Annotated in this window: 18 protein-coding genes; 4 read left to right on the top strand and 14 right to left on the bottom strand. The window is 38.1% G+C overall.

Going from position 1 to position 16,437, the window contains the following annotated elements; all coding sequences use genetic code 11:
- Positions 1-262 precede the first annotated feature (262 nt).
- A complete protein-coding gene (locus tag L0B53_RS06235) occupies positions 263-1,222 on the bottom strand; it encodes a TDT family transporter (protein WP_260115568.1) in 960 nt (319 codons plus the stop codon).
- Between the two features lie 575 nt (positions 1,223-1,797).
- Between L0B53_RS06235 and L0B53_RS06230 the strand changes: the two genes are divergently transcribed.
- The 3 genes from L0B53_RS06230 to L0B53_RS06220 all read left to right on the top strand — a co-directional run bounded on the left by L0B53_RS06230 (position 1,798) and on the right by L0B53_RS06220 (position 5,048).
- Positions 1,798-2,397 (top strand): Crp/Fnr family transcriptional regulator, encoded by a 600-nt coding sequence (locus tag L0B53_RS06230; RefSeq protein WP_235061288.1) that lies wholly within the window; start codon positions 1,798-1,800, stop codon positions 2,395-2,397.
- A gap of 655 nt (positions 2,398-3,052) precedes the next feature.
- Positions 3,053-3,292 (top strand): hypothetical protein, encoded by a 240-nt coding sequence (locus L0B53_RS06225; RefSeq protein ID WP_235061284.1) that lies wholly within the window; start codon positions 3,053-3,055, stop codon positions 3,290-3,292.
- A gap of 817 nt (positions 3,293-4,109) precedes the next feature.
- Positions 4,110-5,048 (top strand): bile acid:sodium symporter family protein, encoded by a 939-nt coding sequence (locus L0B53_RS06220; protein WP_235061282.1) that lies wholly within the window; start codon positions 4,110-4,112, stop codon positions 5,046-5,048.
- A gap of 113 nt (positions 5,049-5,161) precedes the next feature.
- Here L0B53_RS06220 and L0B53_RS06215 read toward each other — a convergent pair whose 3' ends face one another.
- A complete protein-coding gene (locus tag L0B53_RS06215) occupies positions 5,162-5,323 on the bottom strand; it encodes a hypothetical protein (protein WP_235061280.1) in 162 nt (53 codons plus the stop codon).
- 352 nt (positions 5,324-5,675) lie between these two features.
- On the bottom strand, positions 5,676-6,353 hold the full coding sequence (locus L0B53_RS06210) for a DUF3313 domain-containing protein (RefSeq protein WP_235061279.1): 678 nt from the start codon (positions 6,351-6,353) through the stop codon (positions 5,676-5,678).
- Positions 6,354-6,486: 133 nt separating this feature from the next.
- Between L0B53_RS06210 and L0B53_RS06205 the strand changes: the two genes are divergently transcribed.
- Positions 6,487-6,957: a TetR/AcrR family transcriptional regulator gene (locus tag L0B53_RS06205; RefSeq protein ID WP_235061278.1), complete on the top strand. Its 471-nt coding sequence runs from the start codon at positions 6,487-6,489 to the stop codon at positions 6,955-6,957.
- Between the two features lie 158 nt (positions 6,958-7,115).
- On the opposite strand, the gene L0B53_RS06200 is transcribed toward L0B53_RS06205, so the two are convergent.
- The 11 genes from L0B53_RS06200 to L0B53_RS06150 all read right to left on the bottom strand — a co-directional run bounded on the left by L0B53_RS06200 (position 7,116) and on the right by L0B53_RS06150 (position 16,338).
- Positions 7,116-7,376 carry a hypothetical protein gene (locus tag L0B53_RS06200; protein WP_235061277.1) on the bottom strand — a complete coding sequence of 87 codons (261 nt, stop codon included), beginning with the start codon at positions 7,374-7,376 and terminating at the stop codon, positions 7,116-7,118.
- A 484-nt stretch (positions 7,377-7,860) separates the two neighbouring features.
- Positions 7,861-8,094 carry a hypothetical protein gene (locus tag L0B53_RS06195; protein WP_235061276.1) on the bottom strand — a complete coding sequence of 78 codons (234 nt, stop codon included), beginning with the start codon at positions 8,092-8,094 and terminating at the stop codon, positions 7,861-7,863.
- A 190-nt stretch (positions 8,095-8,284) separates the two neighbouring features.
- Positions 8,285-8,446 carry a hypothetical protein gene (locus L0B53_RS06190; protein WP_235061275.1) on the bottom strand — a complete coding sequence of 54 codons (162 nt, stop codon included), beginning with the start codon at positions 8,444-8,446 and terminating at the stop codon, positions 8,285-8,287.
- 324 nt (positions 8,447-8,770) lie between these two features.
- Positions 8,771-9,067 (bottom strand): DNA-binding transcriptional regulator Fis, encoded by a 297-nt coding sequence (fis, locus tag L0B53_RS06185; RefSeq protein WP_235061274.1) that lies wholly within the window; start codon positions 9,065-9,067, stop codon positions 8,771-8,773.
- 23 nt (positions 9,068-9,090) lie between these two features.
- Complete coding sequence (dusB, locus tag L0B53_RS06180) at positions 9,091-10,056, bottom strand: tRNA dihydrouridine synthase DusB (RefSeq protein WP_235061273.1); 966 nt, start codon at positions 10,054-10,056, stop codon at positions 9,091-9,093.
- 140 nt (positions 10,057-10,196) lie between these two features.
- Positions 10,197-11,087, bottom strand: coding sequence for a 50S ribosomal protein L11 methyltransferase (gene prmA / locus L0B53_RS06175; RefSeq protein ID WP_235061272.1), 891 nt, complete (start codon positions 11,085-11,087; stop codon positions 10,197-10,199).
- Between the two features lie 280 nt (positions 11,088-11,367).
- On the bottom strand, positions 11,368-12,828 hold the full coding sequence (panF, locus tag L0B53_RS06170) for a sodium/pantothenate symporter (protein WP_235061271.1): 1,461 nt from the start codon (positions 12,826-12,828) through the stop codon (positions 11,368-11,370).
- Positions 12,821-13,144 (bottom strand): YhdT family protein, encoded by a 324-nt coding sequence (locus L0B53_RS06165; protein WP_235061270.1) that lies wholly within the window; start codon positions 13,142-13,144, stop codon positions 12,821-12,823. Before L0B53_RS06165 ends, panF begins: the two co-directional genes overlap by 8 nt.
- 396 nt (positions 13,145-13,540) lie before the next feature.
- A complete protein-coding gene (gene accC, locus L0B53_RS06160; protein ID WP_235061269.1) occupies positions 13,541-14,884 on the bottom strand; it encodes an acetyl-CoA carboxylase biotin carboxylase subunit in 1,344 nt (447 codons plus the stop codon).
- A gap of 13 nt (positions 14,885-14,897) precedes the next feature.
- Complete coding sequence (accB, locus tag L0B53_RS06155; RefSeq protein WP_235061268.1) at positions 14,898-15,341, bottom strand: acetyl-CoA carboxylase biotin carboxyl carrier protein; 444 nt, start codon at positions 15,339-15,341, stop codon at positions 14,898-14,900.
- A gap of 706 nt (positions 15,342-16,047) precedes the next feature.
- Positions 16,048-16,338, bottom strand: coding sequence for a helix-turn-helix transcriptional regulator (locus tag L0B53_RS06150; protein ID WP_235061267.1), 291 nt, complete (start codon positions 16,336-16,338; stop codon positions 16,048-16,050).
- Between the last annotated feature and the right edge of the window lie 99 nt (positions 16,339-16,437).

The raw sequence follows: 16,437 nt of genomic DNA, 5'->3' as shown, positions 1-16,437 counted from the left end.
GGGCTCTTATCTTTGAGCGACAAGTCTTGAAGCGTGTTTGTAGGGCATTGAATCTAAAGTTTTTCTAGTTCATATACCTCCCCATCTAATAGATTTAATCCGAATTGACGAATATCATGCCGAACAAGATAGAGGAGAGATGACTATTTTAAAGAGGGATAATATTGATTCTATCTAATAAATAGCGCTTTTCTGTATCATCTTTGCGAAAAGAGAGTACTTAATCGGGAAGTATCAGGTATGAAAAAAGCACAATTAAAGATTAACTGTGTTGAACTGCGTGCTTTTTTTTATTGTTAGGAAAGTAGAATTGGATATAGAGCCAACAAACCCAAAGCACCAAACCTGTCGCAATCATTAATTCAATAAAGCCTAAGCGATGTAGCCAAGTCCAATGAGAATGATATTGCGCAAACCATAAGGTGATTTGTCCCATCGCGACCGAACTGATTACAGACGGAAAAGTGATAGCTGCAATTGAAGGGTGGAAGCGTTGAGAAAGTAGGTAAAAATAGCAGAGATAAACCAATAGCGTCATGGTAATGGCGATTCCCGCTAATGCACCCACTAAAATAGGATCGGGAGAAGGATTGTTTACCATATAAGCTGTTAATGACAAGTTAACGGGTGCAGCCATAATTGCTAAGGTAGGTCGAGCGGGTCTAGGTAAGCGCCCCATAAAACAGAGGCGATGTAAAACAATCGGTAACATCACAAAGTAAGTTGAAATACAGAGATAAGTCATCAACTCCGTAAACTGATAATGGCCCAACTCTTGCCCTGCTAATGTGCCGCTGATTGCTCCGACAGGATAAAGAAACCAACTCGGTAACAGATTGGTTAAACGCAAATTCTTTAATTGATAATAGAAGAAATAAATCATCATTGAAATGTGTATCGTCATGGCGGGATACCAGATAAACCGAGCGACTAACGTATTCAATGACGTAAGGTAATCGGCTATCACCAATAAACACATCGTCATCGGTGCCATTAAACTCCCATTTAACGGGTGTCGAAGATCATTAAAGAATAAGCTTGGAAAGCGAAGGTATTTTCCTAATACAGGGGCCAAAAGAAATACCGCGATAATGGCGCAAAGAGGGCGCATTACGATAGCGGTAGATGGAAAATAGAGTGACCATGCAAGACCTAGTCCCATCACACCCATAGCAAGAGATGCTTGAGATGTAGGAATATGTTTTAGAGGATAAGTTAGCAAAATCCATTTACCTATTTATGGGTATCTTTTGGTGGCAATTATACATCTTATTGCTACTAACGTAAGGAATTTTCTTACGTTAACCCAATTTTAATTAATTGTTAATCATTCTTTTCCTTTATGTTGCCGTATGGGGGTTATTAATTTACCCAAGGAAAGTTTTAGACAGAAGAGAAGCAAGGAGAAATAAGGCAAAAAGAAGTGTGATGTAGCAAGTTTTTGAATCCAAAATTGTCAATAATATCGCATTTTAAAACAAAAGATTAAATCGTTAATAGACAATAGATAATCACAATTATACCTTAACAAGCATCAATATAAATTATAGAGAAAAGTACTTTACGATGAGGAATTATTTATTAATTAAATTAACCTAGTTAATTGAAATTTAATATCAAAATATTTAGTTAACTAAATTAATTTAATTTTTTTGTATGAAGATTGCACGGTAAAAAGTGTATTTTCATAAAAAATAACCATAAATAAATAGATTAGAGTGTCATCGTATCGTTTTTTGGTAATAGGCATTGTAATAATAACTTCAATGATAAAGCGGTAGCGATTGTAGGTGTGAAATGAATGCTTTATTAAGAAAGTGGATACAACTCGGTGAGACAAAAGAGTATAAACGAAATGATGTTATTCTCTCCGAAGGGGATAAAACCGATAGCCTTTATATTATCTACAAAGGGGCGGTTATTATCCAAAAAGAGCAAGAACGTGAAAAGCTTATCCTTGACGTTTTGAGTCATGGAGAACTTTTTTGTGAAGAAGCTTGTTTAGGTGTTAACGCTTATCCATTAGAAGTGAAAGCGATGAATGCCTGTACCATCGTCAAGCTCCCTATTGCACGTATAAAAGAAGATCCTGAGTTTCTCACCTTCCTTCTAACGACAGTGATTTATAAGAAACAAAGTCTATTTAACAAAGCGATTTCATACCGCTATGAGTCGACAAAACAACAGTTACTTGGAACTCTTATTTACCTTTCAAGAAAAAATTTAGCAATAACACACCCTGAGGGTCGAATCGTTAAAGTTTCTCGCATTACTCTCTCTGGTATTATATTAAGAAACAGAGAAACCGTCGGCCGTACACTTAAAGAACTAGAAGCCGAAGGATTGATAAAAGCGAATGGAATGGAGATTCTTCTTTATCATAACACATTGAAATAGTTATAAAGTACATTAGTTGATTATTGAGTATTGCTATATAACTTACATTTGAAGCTGTTAATTACAGGTCTTACTTATTTGCCATTGAGTAGAAACTTTGATTACTTTAAGTATAGTCAAGATTAAGGTGATGATTTTTTACTCTTATTATTTGTCAGTTGAGTGAAAAATAGATCTATTATTCAATGGATAGTTTATTAATATAGATACCTGAACTGCATTGATAATTATGGATGTTATTTAACCCACCATCTATATACGATCAATATTATTAACATCAATCCTCCCCTCATATACTTTTACAGGTTGAATTGAAACAACTTTGGCAAAGTATTAATACGATAATAAACTGTCCCCGACATTTCTTTTTATCGTATATTTTGTAATAAATATCATTATTTAACCGTCAGATGAGAAAGGCCACAGTTAAACCATGGTTAATTAGTGTGTGTATTTCTTGCTAGTTTAACCGCCTACTGGGTGGTTTTTTATTTCTAGATATTGATAACCCGATGATGCCCCTCTTTTTTTCTATTTTAATTTTCTCCCAATTTTACAAAGAAATAACACGATTTATCGCCGAGTGGTCTACATTAGCATTTAGGGGAATCGATTATGTTAGTCGTTATTTTGTTTGAGAATAGGAGTCGTGACTATGCTTAAAAAAACTGTTTCTACCGAATATTTAAAAAAGGTTGTTGTTTCTCGAATCAAGAGCTTTGGTTATGACCTGAATGCCGATAATTCGCCGTTAGTCAGTGAAGATATTTATTATGCGATCGAGAATGAAATTCAAGATATTGCCGAGATGGGGTATGGGCAAAGTTCGGTATCAAAAGAGCAAGTGACACACTTGAATCATTGGGTGAAAGAGTTAAGAAGAGGACGTGGTTAGTTTTATCCCCTTCTTACTTGAAGTTGCTAGGTTGTTGGCGTCGCTCATTCGTCCCAACCATATAGTATATCTATACTCATGGGGTCTCATTCACTTGCCGCTCACTAGAAACTCTAATGACTTTGGGTATATATGATGCGTATGTCTTATTGAGTTTAATGTTTTTTATTTGTTTTTTATTATCGTTTATTTTGTTGATCACGATCATCTTTGAAAAGAGATTTATAGGTAAAACAGGCGTATTCTTAATTAGGAAATAAAGGAAAGTTAAAATTTATTAAGGAGAATTTATGCTCAGTAATGTGAAAATTCATGCCATTAATACGATGTTTAAGATTGTTGCCGCGGCAAAGATTTGCTCTTCAATTTCAATCCTCTTTTTGAGCTTATACTTAATCGCTGAATAACCTTAAATTCAACACTTCCAAACCAAAGGTCACTTAAAATTCTACACAGTGACCTTTTTTGTGACTATTTTTTACTAATATGAAGCCTTAAATAATTGGATGAAGTGTCACCCTAACTTTAAATGAGTGACAATTTCAAAGTCGGTATAAAATAGAATAGGCTTTAATGACTACCTATATTGCCTAGTTGGATATTAATCAACTGTTAAGTTAAGAACTAACAACAAGAATATTATTAGCCTGAATGACTATGTGTAGTGATATATTCTGAATCTTCATAACTAAAATGAACTAAATTGAAATATATGTTGGCGATTGGTGGTAAACCTTGTTATGTTGGCAACTTGTTAAGGTTATAACGGTTTGTAGGTTGTAACCATGGAAGTTGTTATCACACGGATGTTCTACCTATGTTAGCTAAAATTATTACTTTGTTCCCTCTTTGGGCAATTCTTTGTTCGGGAATTGCTTTTTTTGTTCCAGCCCCTTTTTCTTCCCAAAGCGCGATGATTGTCCCTTTGTTGACGATTATCATGCTCGCGATGGGATTAACGCTCAAACCTACTGACTTTCTAGCTGCGATTAAAAATAAAAAAGCAGTCGGTTTAGGGTTAGTGCTGCAATTTACGGTAATGCCTGCTGCGGCCTTATTGATCAGTATAATGTTGAGTTTCTCTCCTGAACTAACATTAGGTATGGTCTTAGTGGGGACGGTTGCTGGTGGTACGTCATCAAATGTGATGTGTTACTTAGCAAAAGGGGACGTGGCTCTTTCTATTACTATGACAGCGCTATCAACGTTCTTGGGAGTTATTTTAACGCCATTTATTATTGAACTGATTATGGGGCAGAGTGTTGATATTCCAGTGATGGGAATGATCCTGAGTTTATTCAAAATTGTTTTTTTACCTGTCACAGTCGGTGTATTACTTAATCTCTTTTTCCATTCGGCAGTAAAGAGCATTGAGCCTTTGTTACCGCTTGTCTCGATGGTTGCGATTATTCTTGTTGTTGCCATTGTTGTGGCGCTAACTGGAAGTAAATTAGCAGCGGTTGGCCCTATCGTGATGCTTGCCGTTATCTTACATAATGGGTTTGGTCTCACGGCGGGTTACTTCATTTCTAAAGCTCTGGGTTTTGAAGAGAAGGTATGTCGTACTATTGCATTTGAAGTGGGATTACAGAACTCGGGTCTAGCAACGGCTTTAGCACTAAAGTTCTTTACGCCAGCGTCGGCAGTAGCGGGTTCTTTATTTTCGGTTTGGCACAATATTTCAGGCTCAATTGTGGCTGGGTATTTCTCAAAGAAACAATCTAAAGTCGAATTAAAACGATCAACGGTGTTATAATATTGATTTTATTGTAGATCTTAATGGAAATAATTGAGAGCGCCAATTTTAAGTATGACGTTGGCACTCTTTTTTTGGCATGCTTTGTGGTTGTAGTTAGATTTTTAGCCGGACTAAATAATGGCACGAACAATGCCCAGTTTAATGACTAAGCCGTGCCTTGCTGATCCCTCTTCAACCCAACATTCCACCTCTTTATTATGTAAGGCGCATGGGCGCAAGCAATCTTCGACAATACCAATTTCACCACTCTCTAGTATCACGATAACATCCATCTTCTTTCTCCTTATTTTATCGTTTCATCAAACTCATTGACTACTTGCTGATTGATTTAGTTTTAGATGCCAAAAGAAGTTTACTCTGGCTCTTGGTTTCCATTTTCGCTTCACTGTTGATCCTCTTTTGTTGCTTGCCTTCAATGACCTAGGTATAACAGTATTTAAGCGGAGTTTTATGACAAAATGATGGCAAAATTGAGTCAGTTTGATGAAAGATTTAGATCAACCTTACTTGAAGCTGCTAGGTTGTTGGCTACGCTCATTCGCCCCAATCATATCGTACACCTATACTCATGAGGCCTCATTCACTTGCCGCCTACAAGCAACTCCAATTACTTTGGGTATAGTTTTATTGATTTGCTTTTTCTCGTGCATTATCGAGAATGTCACCAAGTCGATCGATCCACCAATTAATAGCATCTTTTGCATCATCAAGAGAATCAATCATGGTTGAAAAGTCTTTATTACCGGCGCGGGAGTCGATAGCGGCGATGATAGGCTGATTGGTTGTTGAATCTGATACCATTAGTTCGATAGTTGCTTTACCTACGTTGGTGTGCTCCCCAGTGACAATTTTAGAGATGGTTGATATTCCTAAGCCAACAGGCATGACGCTACTGGTTACTGCGAGGATCGGATTTGGGGTCTCAATATTGCTCACTGCGATACTGACGCGTAGAGTAGTGGGGGATGGTGCATCAACCACTTTTTTATATTTAGACAATTTCTGAGCAAGGCGGTCTTGTAGATAAATACTGAGCTTTTTAATTTCATTATCGGTTAATTGGCTACCATCAACAACAACCCAAATTCGATCTAATAGAATCGAGTCGTATCTGCTAAATATGGCATGAAGTTGTTCGGCAGTTAAGATATCTTTACGAGACCAAACTAGATCAACACCGTTTTGGTCGCCGTCTCGGAAGTCATCATAGCTAGTGAAGTGTGCTTTTTTTACCGGTGGTGTTGTGGAGCAACCTACGATAAAAGATAGACTGAGCAAGGCGACAATTAACCTTTTATTCATTTCTTTTCCCTATTGTGATTCTGAATTTTTAGCATAGCCTATATAATTTCACTTTGAAGATACTTATCATTAAGTACTAGAACGTATAATGTATGTTACAATGCACTTACTTACCTTTCAATGGATTTATATAATGGCGAGAATTACAGCGGAAGAAAAAGCACAAAAGAAACAGCGAATGGATGATCGTATCTTCTCTATTTTTATGACAGAAGGGTGGGGAGCCGTGACTTATGATCGTTTAGCGAAAGAGTTCAATGTTCGTAAAAGCAGCATACAAGCTTACTATGCGAGTAATATTATGTTTGCAACGGCACTTCAAGGAAAGGTATTCCCTATGATTATGCCGTTGCTAGATTTTACTTCTAAACAAGGGTTTATTGACTCTTGGTTAAAAGCTTATCGTGATGAAGATAGTCACCTTTTTAAAGAAGTGGTCAAAATGCTGTTAGATAACATCCTTAAAGATGGCACAAACCCATATTCACGTGGTGCAGTCGTACGCCTTCAGCAATTGTTAGCGAAAAATATTGGTGAGGATGAGGCGCAGTCAGCGATTAAAAACGTTTTCGGTGAAATTATTTACAATAAGATGTTTGTTTAATAGGTAGAGACATCATACTCTTCATACTTGAAGTTGCTCGGTTGTTGGCTCCGCTCATTCGCCCCAATCATGTAGTACACCTATACTCATGAGGTCTTATTCACTTGCCGCCTACTAGCAACTCCAATTATCTTGAGGATATTGACTTATCTTTTAATTTACCAGAGTGCTGTTTTCAATCCTTGTTTTTTCGCACACTTTAAGATGTCTGTTTTTCCTTCTTTGTGGCTCCAGATAAACTTCATCACCTTGGGGTCATTTTCTCCTCTGCATGCTTTAGAGCGTGCTTGAGCTTCTTTCATCGTCATCCCGTCTTCTAATAATAAAATGAAAGCTGCTGATTGATAGACGTCTCGGTTCCAACAGCGATAAAGAAAATAAGCTCCTGCAGCTAAAATAATTAATTCATCTAAAATCATAATCATAATCCCCTAGATTTATTGTTCATTATTTAATCTATTTCGATTTTAGATTATGACCTTTTTTTAATGATGTAAATTATTTTTTATTAACATGGTTAAATATGAGATTTACATCACTTTTTCAGGAGGCGCTTTCGACGTCGATATTTTAGTCACTTCAAGTAAGATTTATTACTCAACTTGCAGAGGAATAGATTGGTATTGTGGATTGAAACTGGAATAAGAAGAGCTAAAAAGGCTACGGTTTAAGGTAGCCTTTTTATGTGAAACTAGAATGCGCTAACTTCGATAATCCATTAAAGAAGAAAGTAGGGATATGTTAACGTTTACCTATGTTTTTTTATTGACAGTGATCAATAAAATACAGGATTTTAATTTTTTATTATCAACCTAATAACATTGTATTGATAATTGTGATCTTGATCTTTTTTTAAAATCTTTTAAATCATTGCGTTAGGGTAATGATTTTTCATGGAAACAATTACAATAAGACGGATGCTTCAATTAAGAACTGAGCATCGCTATTATAACCAGGAAAAAAGGGGATTAATTTCGTGTATCGAGTATCAAGAGAGTCATCGCTATTGATTGATGAGAATGCTTGTAAGCTATCAGCTTGATGAGTGTTGATATACTCTTTTAATGGAGATAAATCGACATGATTGACTCTTTCGACTTTATTGATAATGCTTAATACCGATTCAATATTTTCCATAAAACGAAACCCAATAAATAATAAAGGATGCATTATATTCGACAATATTAATGAATTAATTGATATAGAGCAAAAAGAGGACGTTGTTAATATAAGACTATTATTAATAATGCACCATAATTATTAATAACTAGTGACAATCAATCAGAAGTCATCACAATACACTGATTTATTATAAAGCATATCTATTTTATTCAGAGGCTGTGTGTAACTGTGATGATTTATTTATCCCCTCTTGTGTTGATGAGCTTGATTTTTTTTTATACTCTTTTTTAGGGTTTTTTTCTAGTTCTCGCATAATGTTCCATGCTTTTAGTGTCATCTGTTCTAATTGTTCTTCAAATGAACGCATTTCAATTCTCCTTCTATAATCATTTCCATATATTAATATAGTTCAATAATTATCAAGTGCTATGAAACAGAGGCTGATTAATTTGAGCGCAGGTTACTGGATATTTTTAATTGAGAGTATAACTGGCTCTATATTTTGTACATTAATCATCCAATTCATGGTGATTAGGTCTATTTTTTATATCGGATTTAACATGTTGAAGAATGAGACCATTAAAGGTATTGGTGTTGTTAACGCTCTGTTAATCTCCGAGTTTAAATAACAAAAAAGGCTTTTCCCTAAAAGAGAAAAGCCTTTTTAAATTAATAGCTTAAGCTAAATGTATTAGTTCATGCCGTATTTTTTTAGCTTCTTACGAAGAGTACCACGGTTGATACCCATCATGTTTGCTGCGCGAGTTTGGTTACCGCGAGTGTACTGCATAATTGTGTCTAGAAGTGGTTGTTCTACTTCAGCTAATACCAACTCATAAAGCTCATTCACGTCCTGGCCATTTAACTGGGCTAGGTAATTTTTTAGTGATGCTTTAACAGAATCACGTAGCGGCTTTTGTGCTACTTGATCTTGTGAATTTACAGTTGCGACTGTTAATGGTTCAGAAGTTAAGTTTTGTTCGAACATATCTCTATTAGCTCATCTTATATTTATGCAACGTTTTCGAAGTATTCTTGTAATGCATCAAGCTGCTCGGAAGCATCTTCAATAACATTAAAAGTACGGCGAAAATTCCCGATCTGGTTTTGTTGTGATAAGTACCAACCCACGTGCTTACGCGCAATGCGAAGGCCCTTATAATCACCATAAAAATTATGCAGTGCTTTAACATGACCCAGTAAAATATCTCGTACCTCACCTAAAGGCATGGCAGGAAGTAATTCACCAGTAGTTAAATAGTGCTGGATTTCCCGGAAAATCCATGGGCGACCTTGTGCAGGACGTCCAATCATCAGAGCATCAGCGCCAGTGTAGTCTAAGACTTCACGAGCTTTTTGTGGAGAATCAATATCCCCATTGGCGATCACCGGGAGTGATATAGCCTGCTTTACTGCTCTAATGTAATCATATTCAGCTAAACCTTTGTACATACAAGTTCGTGTTCGCCCATGAAGTGCAAACGCCTGTATGCCACACTGTTCAGCTAGTTTTGCTATCTCTACGCAGTTTCGATTATCCTTATCCCAACCTGTGCGAGTTTTTAGTGTCACAGGGACATCTACTGAATCAACCACTGTTTTGAGGATTCGCTCAATCAGTTTGGGATCTTTTAATAACGCCGAACCAGCAAGCTTTTTATTCACTTTTTTGGCTGGGCATCCCATGTTGATATCAATAATCTGTGCACCATTTTCAACACAATACTGTGCCGCTAGAGCCATCTCAAGTGGATCAGAACCGGCAATTTGCACGGAACGAATCCCTGACTCATCTACATGAATCATTCGACTTTTCGATTTATCTGAGCGCCAGACGTCGGGATTAGACGACATCATTTCGCTAACGACCATTCCTGCACCGTACTGCATACAGAGATCCCTAAAGGGACGATCTGTGACACCAGCCATAGGAGCAAGAATCAAATTGTTATTTAGTTGATACGAACCGATTTTCAATTGTCATTACCGTACTGCTCAGTAAGGGCGCGCATTGTACGCATTTTTTAGCCAACTGAAAAGAACAATAAATGACCATTTTGCTAATTTTTTGTTTGACAGTATGAAAAACAAGCAATTATGAGGCTGTTTAATGAAAATTATTTTTCAGCTCGTTGCCCTGAAATTCGACACCATTCTTCGCGAGTTGCGACGGGATCTAAATTAATTTCATCGCGGTATTGTTCTGCAACACCTTCTGCTTGGCTCTCTAAAACGCCAGACATAGCAAGTGCACCTTGTGGCTTAATCAGACTCTTAATAACAGGCGCAAGCTCACGGAGAGGTCCTGAAAGAATATTTGCGACAACAACATCAGCTTGTAAATTTTCAGGTTGATCTTGAGGAAGGAAAAGTTCTAATTGATCAGCAACGCCGTTACGTTCTGCGTTATCTTTTGATGCAAGAATCGCTTGTGGATCGATATCAATACCGATCACTTTTTCTGCACCTAGTTTTATTGCGGCAATCGCTAAAATACCTGAGCCACAACCAAAGTCGATCACCGTTTTTCCGGTCAAATCTTGACCATCTAACCACTGTAGACAAAGAGCGGTTGTTGGATGAGTACCTGTACCAAATGCTAAACCAGGATCTAGCATGACATTAACGGCTTCAGGATCGGGTACTTCACGCCAGCTTGGACAAATCCATAGACGCTCACCAAATTGCATTGGGTGGAAGTTATCCATCCATTCGCGTTCCCAGTCTTTATCTTCTAGCTGTTCAATTTTATGAGCGAAGTTATCGTCAAGAAGTGGGCTATTTTTTAATGCTTCAACCACCCATGCCATGTCAGACTCTGCATCGTATAAGCCGACAATATCTGTATCGCCCCAAAGACGTGTTTCTCCCGGCATTGGTTCAAATACTGGGGTATCTTGTGCGTCTAAGAATGTAACAGAAAGTGCGCCAGTTTCTTCCATCAGGTAATCACCTAATGTTTCGGCATTTTCTGCTGTGGCGTTTAATTTTATCTGGATCCAAGGCATGGTTACTTGTCTCTCAAGTTGGTCAAAAAAAAGTTGGAGGGGATTCTAACAGATTTTAATCAATAAAGGGATAGTGCAATTCTTATTCAACTTTGCCTTGTTTATACCTATCATACTCGAAATGGCTTGGTTGTTGGTTGCACTCACTTGTCGTCAACTAGTAACGCCAATTATTTTAGGGGTATTGTGTTAATCGTGTTAATAAAAAAGAGCAGCTGACTTATCATCACCTGCTCTTCTTCTATCTTATAAAAAACGGTACAAGTACGCTAATTCTTTGTTACTTGGCGATAACTTCAACTTCTTTTACTTGATTGGGCTTAAAGTAAGAACCTGCAACAAAGAACAGTAAACTGATAATCAGTGATGGAACGACAATATGGACACCACCAAAGTCAGGCTTAATAATGGCAAATAGTGCATAACTGCCGAGACCGGTAATCATTGATAAGAAAGCCCCTGTTGCTGATGAACGCTGCCAATATAAACCTAATACCAGAGGCCATAAGAAGACAGCCTGCATACCACCAAATGCTAAGAGGTTAAGCCAGACAATCATATCCGGTGGATTGATTGCTGCTAAGAAGACCAATAGAGCAAAAATAGCGGTGACAAAGGTCGATAGCTTCGGTAGGCGTTTTTCTGCTAACTCGCCTTTTCCTGCTTCAGGGTTGATGTAGTTGATATAAAGATCTTTTAGTAACGTTGCAGAAGCTTGGATCAACATCGAGTCGATAGTCGACATCAATGCTGCCATTGGACCGGCTAAAAAGATCCCAGCAACGACAGGAGGAAGTACCGTTAGCATGAGTTGCGGCATGATCTGATCTGGGCTGCCAACTTCAGGAATAATCGCTCGGCCTAATGCTCCCGCAAAGTGAAGACCAAACATCAGAAGCGTAACAACAATCGTACTTAATACAATGGCTTTATGAAGTGATTTGGTATCGCGGTAGCTCATACAACGGATAGCTGCATGAGGAAGGCCGATAACACCAAAACAGACTAATACCCAAAAACTGAGCATAAAGGGCTGACTTAAAAATCCGTCGGGGCCTGTTGGAGTCACTAAATCAGGATCGATAGTATGAAGCTTTGTAACTAACTCACCAATACTGCCGCCAGCATGGATGATTCCAACTAATAAGGCGATCGTACCAAGGATCATCACAATCCCTTGAATGGTATCTGTCATTACAACGGCACGAAAACCACCAATAGAAGTGTAAAGTCCTACGGTGATCGCAAAGATCATTAAACCATGCATATAAGAGAGGCCGGTAATGGTCTGAAGTAGACGTGCGCCACCCACAAACTGCACCACCATGGTGCCGAAAAAGGCTAATAGCAGAGAGAGTGAAGCAAAGATCACAATGCCACGGTGCTGATAACGTGCATAGAGCATATCGTTGAGGGTTAGGGCGTTATGACGTCTTGCTTCAATCGCAAACTTTTTACCTAATACGCCAAGGGTTAACCATGCAGCTGGAACTTGAATCATCGCCAATAGTACCCAGCCGAGCCCCATTTTATAAGCAGCACCTGGACCACCAATAAATGAACCTGCACTGGTATAAGTCGCCGCAAGCGTCATGGCAAGCACAAAGCCTCCCATGGTGCGGTTTCCAATTAAGTACTCAGAAAGAAACCCCCCACTTTTTTGATGACGTTTGGTAATAAACGCGACCGAAAAAACGGCAAAAAGGTAGATAACTAAAGGGATAATAACGGCACTATTCATCTCTCTTCTCCATTTTCATTTCTGTTGCCTTGGTAATTGTTCTATTGTCATTGTCGAGAGGGGTTATTTCTAATGACATATCTTTAAAGATAAATTTCACCATGGCGATAGAGAGAAGGATAAAAACAATGGGGCCAATGATACATGCCATTAAAAACCAAAGTGGAACCCCCCAATATAGGGTTAAAGGATCGCCTGCTGCGGGTGCTAAACCATAGGCAGAGGCATACCACCAAACAAAATAACCAACAGCTAAGGCGACAGACCATAGTGCTTCTTTGTTGGCTTGACGATAACGAGCGTCTAACGTCTCCATTGTGAGTCTCCATTTTAACTAAATTATTGACGCGATGACGATTAAATATGATGAGTCAAACTCAACATATCAACTCTCACTCTTAGTAAACCGATGGATAAAAGAGAAATGATATTGAGTTGTCAATCAAAGAGATTTATAAAAGTTGACTAAAGTAGTCTAATTTTGATCGTATGTCGATAACAGAATGTAAAAAATATATTAGATATTTATCGGACAAATAGGGGGTTATTTAGTGAAACCCACTGAGAAAAATCCAGCATATTAGAATAAAAGATTGGGTGATCAGCCCTTAATTTTGGATAAAAAAATAGCGATAAAGTAGGTATTTCTACTGTTATCGCTATTTATCTTTCTAAAAAGAAATTTTGAATATGAACAAGCTAATAGGTTAACTTATTGAAGTCCAAGTTTCTTCTCTAGATAGTGAATGTTTGCGCCACCGTGTTGGAAGCTCTCATCATTCATGATATCCATCTGTAATGGTGTGTTGGTCTTAATACCATCAACAACGAGTTCGCCAAGGGCATTTTTCATGCGCGCAATCGCAACATCACGGTTTTCACCATAACAGATAAGTTTACCGATCATTGAATCATAATGCGGTGGTACTTTATAACCAGTGTAGATGTGTGATTCCCAACGTACACCTAAACCACCAGGGGCATGGAAACGTTTTATCTCACCTGGACACGGCATAAATGTCACTGGATCTTCTGCATTGATACGACACTCAATAGCATGACCTTGGATCTGGATGTCATCTTGAGTGAACGATAATGGTTGACCGGCTGCAATACGAAGTTGTTCTTTAATTAAGTCAACGCCAGTTACCATTTCAGTGACTGGATGCTCAACCTGAATACGGGTATTCATTTCAATGAAGTAGAACTCACCGTTTTCATATAGGAATTCGAAAGTACCTGCACCACGATAGCCGATTTCAACACAAGCACGGCAACAACGTTCACCAATATACTTACGCATATCTGCTGTAATACCTGGTGCTGGAGCTTCTTCAACAACCTTCTGGTGACGACGCTGCATAGAACAGTCACGCTCACCAAGATGGATTGCGCCACCTTGACCATCAGCAAGAACCTGAACTTCGATGTGACGAGGATTTTCTAGGAATTTTTCCATGTAAACCATATCATTATCGAAGAAGGATTTCGCTTCTGCTCGAGTCATTGCAACTGATTCAGCAAGATCTTTTTCGCTACGTACGACACGCATACCACGACCACCGCCGCCACCAGAGGCTTTGATGATGACTGGATAGCCAATACGTTTTGCAAATGCTTTATTTTTAGCTTCATCGTTACTTAATGGACCATCAGAGCCTGGTACACAAGGAACACCGGCTTTTTTCATGGCATTGATAGCAGAAACTTTGTCACCCATTAAACGGATAGTTTCCGCTTTAGGTCCCACAAAGATAAAGCCAGAGCGTTCAACTTGCTCAGCAAAATCTGCATTTTCTGAAAGGAAGCCATATCCAGGGTGAATTGCAACTGCGCCTGTAATTTCAGCAGCACTAATCAAACGAGGGATATTTAGATAGCTGTCAATACTACGAGCAGGACCGATGCAGATTGCTTCATCAGCAAGTAATACATGCTTTAAATCGCGGTCAGCAGTAGAATGAACAGCTACAGTTTTAATACCGAGCTCTTTACATGCACGTAAGATACGTAATGCAATTTCGCCTCGGTTAGCGATGACAATTTTATCTAACATAAGGTGCCTCTAATTATTCGATAATAACAAGTGCTTGATCGAATTCAATCGGCTGTCCATCTTCTGCAAGGATAGCTTTAACCACACCTGCTTTATCAGCTTCGATCTGGTTCATCATTTTCATGGCTTCAACAATACACAGAGTATCACCAACATTGACTTGCTGTCCTACTTCAACGAATGGCTTAGCTTCAGGTGTTGGCGCTCGGTAGAAACTACCGACCATTGGAGAGCGAACGCTGTGACCTGTTACTTCTGCTGGCGCTTCTTCAATTGCGGCAACAGGAGCAGCTGTTTGTGCAACTGGTGCTGCTGCAATAGCGACTGGAGCCGGTACTGCGATAGGTGCAGTTGCACGACAAATGCGTACTGACTCTTCACCTTCTGAAATTTCTAATTCAGCAATACCAGACTCTTCTACCAATTCGATTAGTTTCTTTATCTTACGAATATCCATCGTATCTACTCTTATCTATATTATGAGGATTAACTGATTGAAACGACGTGTCGCAACACTCAGTACAAATTCATCGCTATTTGTTTTAGCTTCTCGACTATTTTATCCGATAGTTGGGAAGAGAAAACAAAAGTTCTCGTGCGTGCACATTGACTAGCTGCACTTCTATAAATGGAATATCAACATCCAACGATTTTGCGAAGCTTCGTTGGCGTGAGTAAAAATGCATAGGTATTTATCATCTAAATGGCTCTACATTTTCTGAATTCTATTAATTAATATCTACATCAGCATCAGATTATTGAGCTAATGTTGCAAATTATTAACAAAAGCGATGAGTGCGATTTCTCTGTTATTACTGGAAGCTGATGAATTGTTTTCTTAAATTCCGCCAACTTAACCGCAATATTTGATGTTTTCGCTACATTTTTTCACGATTTTTGCTAGTGTTTGTCAATAACTTGCCAGTAAAAACTAAAATTAGCAAGTAAGACTTTTTGATGTAGATATTTTGTATTGTAGCTGACGATTATAGCGAATTAACAACAAATCGCAGCAAAATACTGGTCTTATCAGCTAAGATAGCTAAAAATATGATTTAATTTGGACTAAACTGGCAGCGCTTAGCGACCAGTTAGGTTGAAGAAGTGTGATCGAATTTAAGAAATTGAATTGAAACAGAGAGTTGTTTCATTTGCTGTGCTAGTTATTGATCTTTAATGCAGCACTCTTCTTGTAAAAAATCGATAACAGACTGTAAACAATCATATTCTGCAACACAGTATAAAACACGTCCCTCTCGACGTTGAGAGATAAGTCCAGCAGATATTAGACTCGAAATATGATGTGAAAGCGTGGACGCAGGAATACATAATTCTTCTTGAATTGAGCCAACAGGAGTGCCGTTGACACCTGCTTTAATCACATTTTTATATATATTTAAACGCGTAGCGTGGCCGAGTTCTTTAAAGGCTTTCGCCATGGTATCTATTTTCATAACAATCCTTCATTCAATCACACTATTTTGAATGTTATGACAACATCTTAAATAGTCAGTGAGTCATCTTTAGTTTGGAACAGTTTGTGATTTCTACTT

Origin of the sequence: Vibrio sp. SS-MA-C1-2 (genome assembly GCF_021513135.1) — a bacterium.
Lineage (GTDB): Bacteria > Pseudomonadota > Gammaproteobacteria > Enterobacterales > Vibrionaceae.
Note: the sequence above shows the minus strand (reverse complement) of the source record. Positions and strands in the feature narration are given on the sequence as shown.

What these genes read in the sequence shown, in the direction of transcription:
- L0B53_RS06230 (WP_235061288.1), top strand. Translation starts at nt 1,798, where the DNA reads ATGAATGCTTTATTAAGAAAGTGGATACAACTCGGTGAGACAAAAGAG.
- L0B53_RS06225 (WP_235061284.1), top strand. Translation starts at nt 3,053, where the DNA reads ATGCTTAAAAAAACTGTTTCTACCGAATATTTAAAAAAGGTTGTTGTT.
- L0B53_RS06220 (WP_235061282.1), top strand. Translation starts at nt 4,110, where the DNA reads ATGTTAGCTAAAATTATTACTTTGTTCCCTCTTTGGGCAATTCTTTGT.
- L0B53_RS06215 (WP_235061280.1), bottom strand. Translation starts at nt 5,323, where the DNA reads ATGGATGTTATCGTGATACTAGAGAGTGGTGAAATTGGTATTGTCGAA.
- L0B53_RS06210 (WP_235061279.1), bottom strand. Translation starts at nt 6,353, where the DNA reads ATGAATAAAAGGTTAATTGTCGCCTTGCTCAGTCTATCTTTTATCGTA.
- L0B53_RS06205 (WP_235061278.1), top strand. Translation starts at nt 6,487, where the DNA reads ATGGCGAGAATTACAGCGGAAGAAAAAGCACAAAAGAAACAGCGAATG.
- L0B53_RS06200 (WP_235061277.1), bottom strand. Translation starts at nt 7,376, where the DNA reads ATGATTTTAGATGAATTAATTATTTTAGCTGCAGGAGCTTATTTTCTT.
- L0B53_RS06195 (WP_235061276.1), bottom strand. Translation starts at nt 8,094, where the DNA reads ATGGAAAATATTGAATCGGTATTAAGCATTATCAATAAAGTCGAAAGA.
- L0B53_RS06190 (WP_235061275.1), bottom strand. Translation starts at nt 8,446, where the DNA reads ATGCGTTCATTTGAAGAACAATTAGAACAGATGACACTAAAAGCATGG.
- fis (WP_235061274.1), bottom strand. Translation starts at nt 9,067, where the DNA reads ATGTTCGAACAAAACTTAACTTCTGAACCATTAACAGTCGCAACTGTA.
- prmA (WP_235061272.1), bottom strand. Translation starts at nt 11,087, where the DNA reads ATGCCTTGGATCCAGATAAAATTAAACGCCACAGCAGAAAATGCCGAA.
- panF (WP_235061271.1), bottom strand. Translation starts at nt 12,828, where the DNA reads ATGAATAGTGCCGTTATTATCCCTTTAGTTATCTACCTTTTTGCCGTT.
- L0B53_RS06165 (WP_235061270.1), bottom strand. Translation starts at nt 13,144, where the DNA reads ATGGAGACGTTAGACGCTCGTTATCGTCAAGCCAACAAAGAAGCACTA.
- accC (WP_235061269.1), bottom strand. Translation starts at nt 14,884, where the DNA reads ATGTTAGATAAAATTGTCATCGCTAACCGAGGCGAAATTGCATTACGT.
- accB (WP_235061268.1), bottom strand. Translation starts at nt 15,341, where the DNA reads ATGGATATTCGTAAGATAAAGAAACTAATCGAATTGGTAGAAGAGTCT.
- L0B53_RS06150 (WP_235061267.1), bottom strand. Translation starts at nt 16,338, where the DNA reads ATGAAAATAGATACCATGGCGAAAGCCTTTAAAGAACTCGGCCACGCT.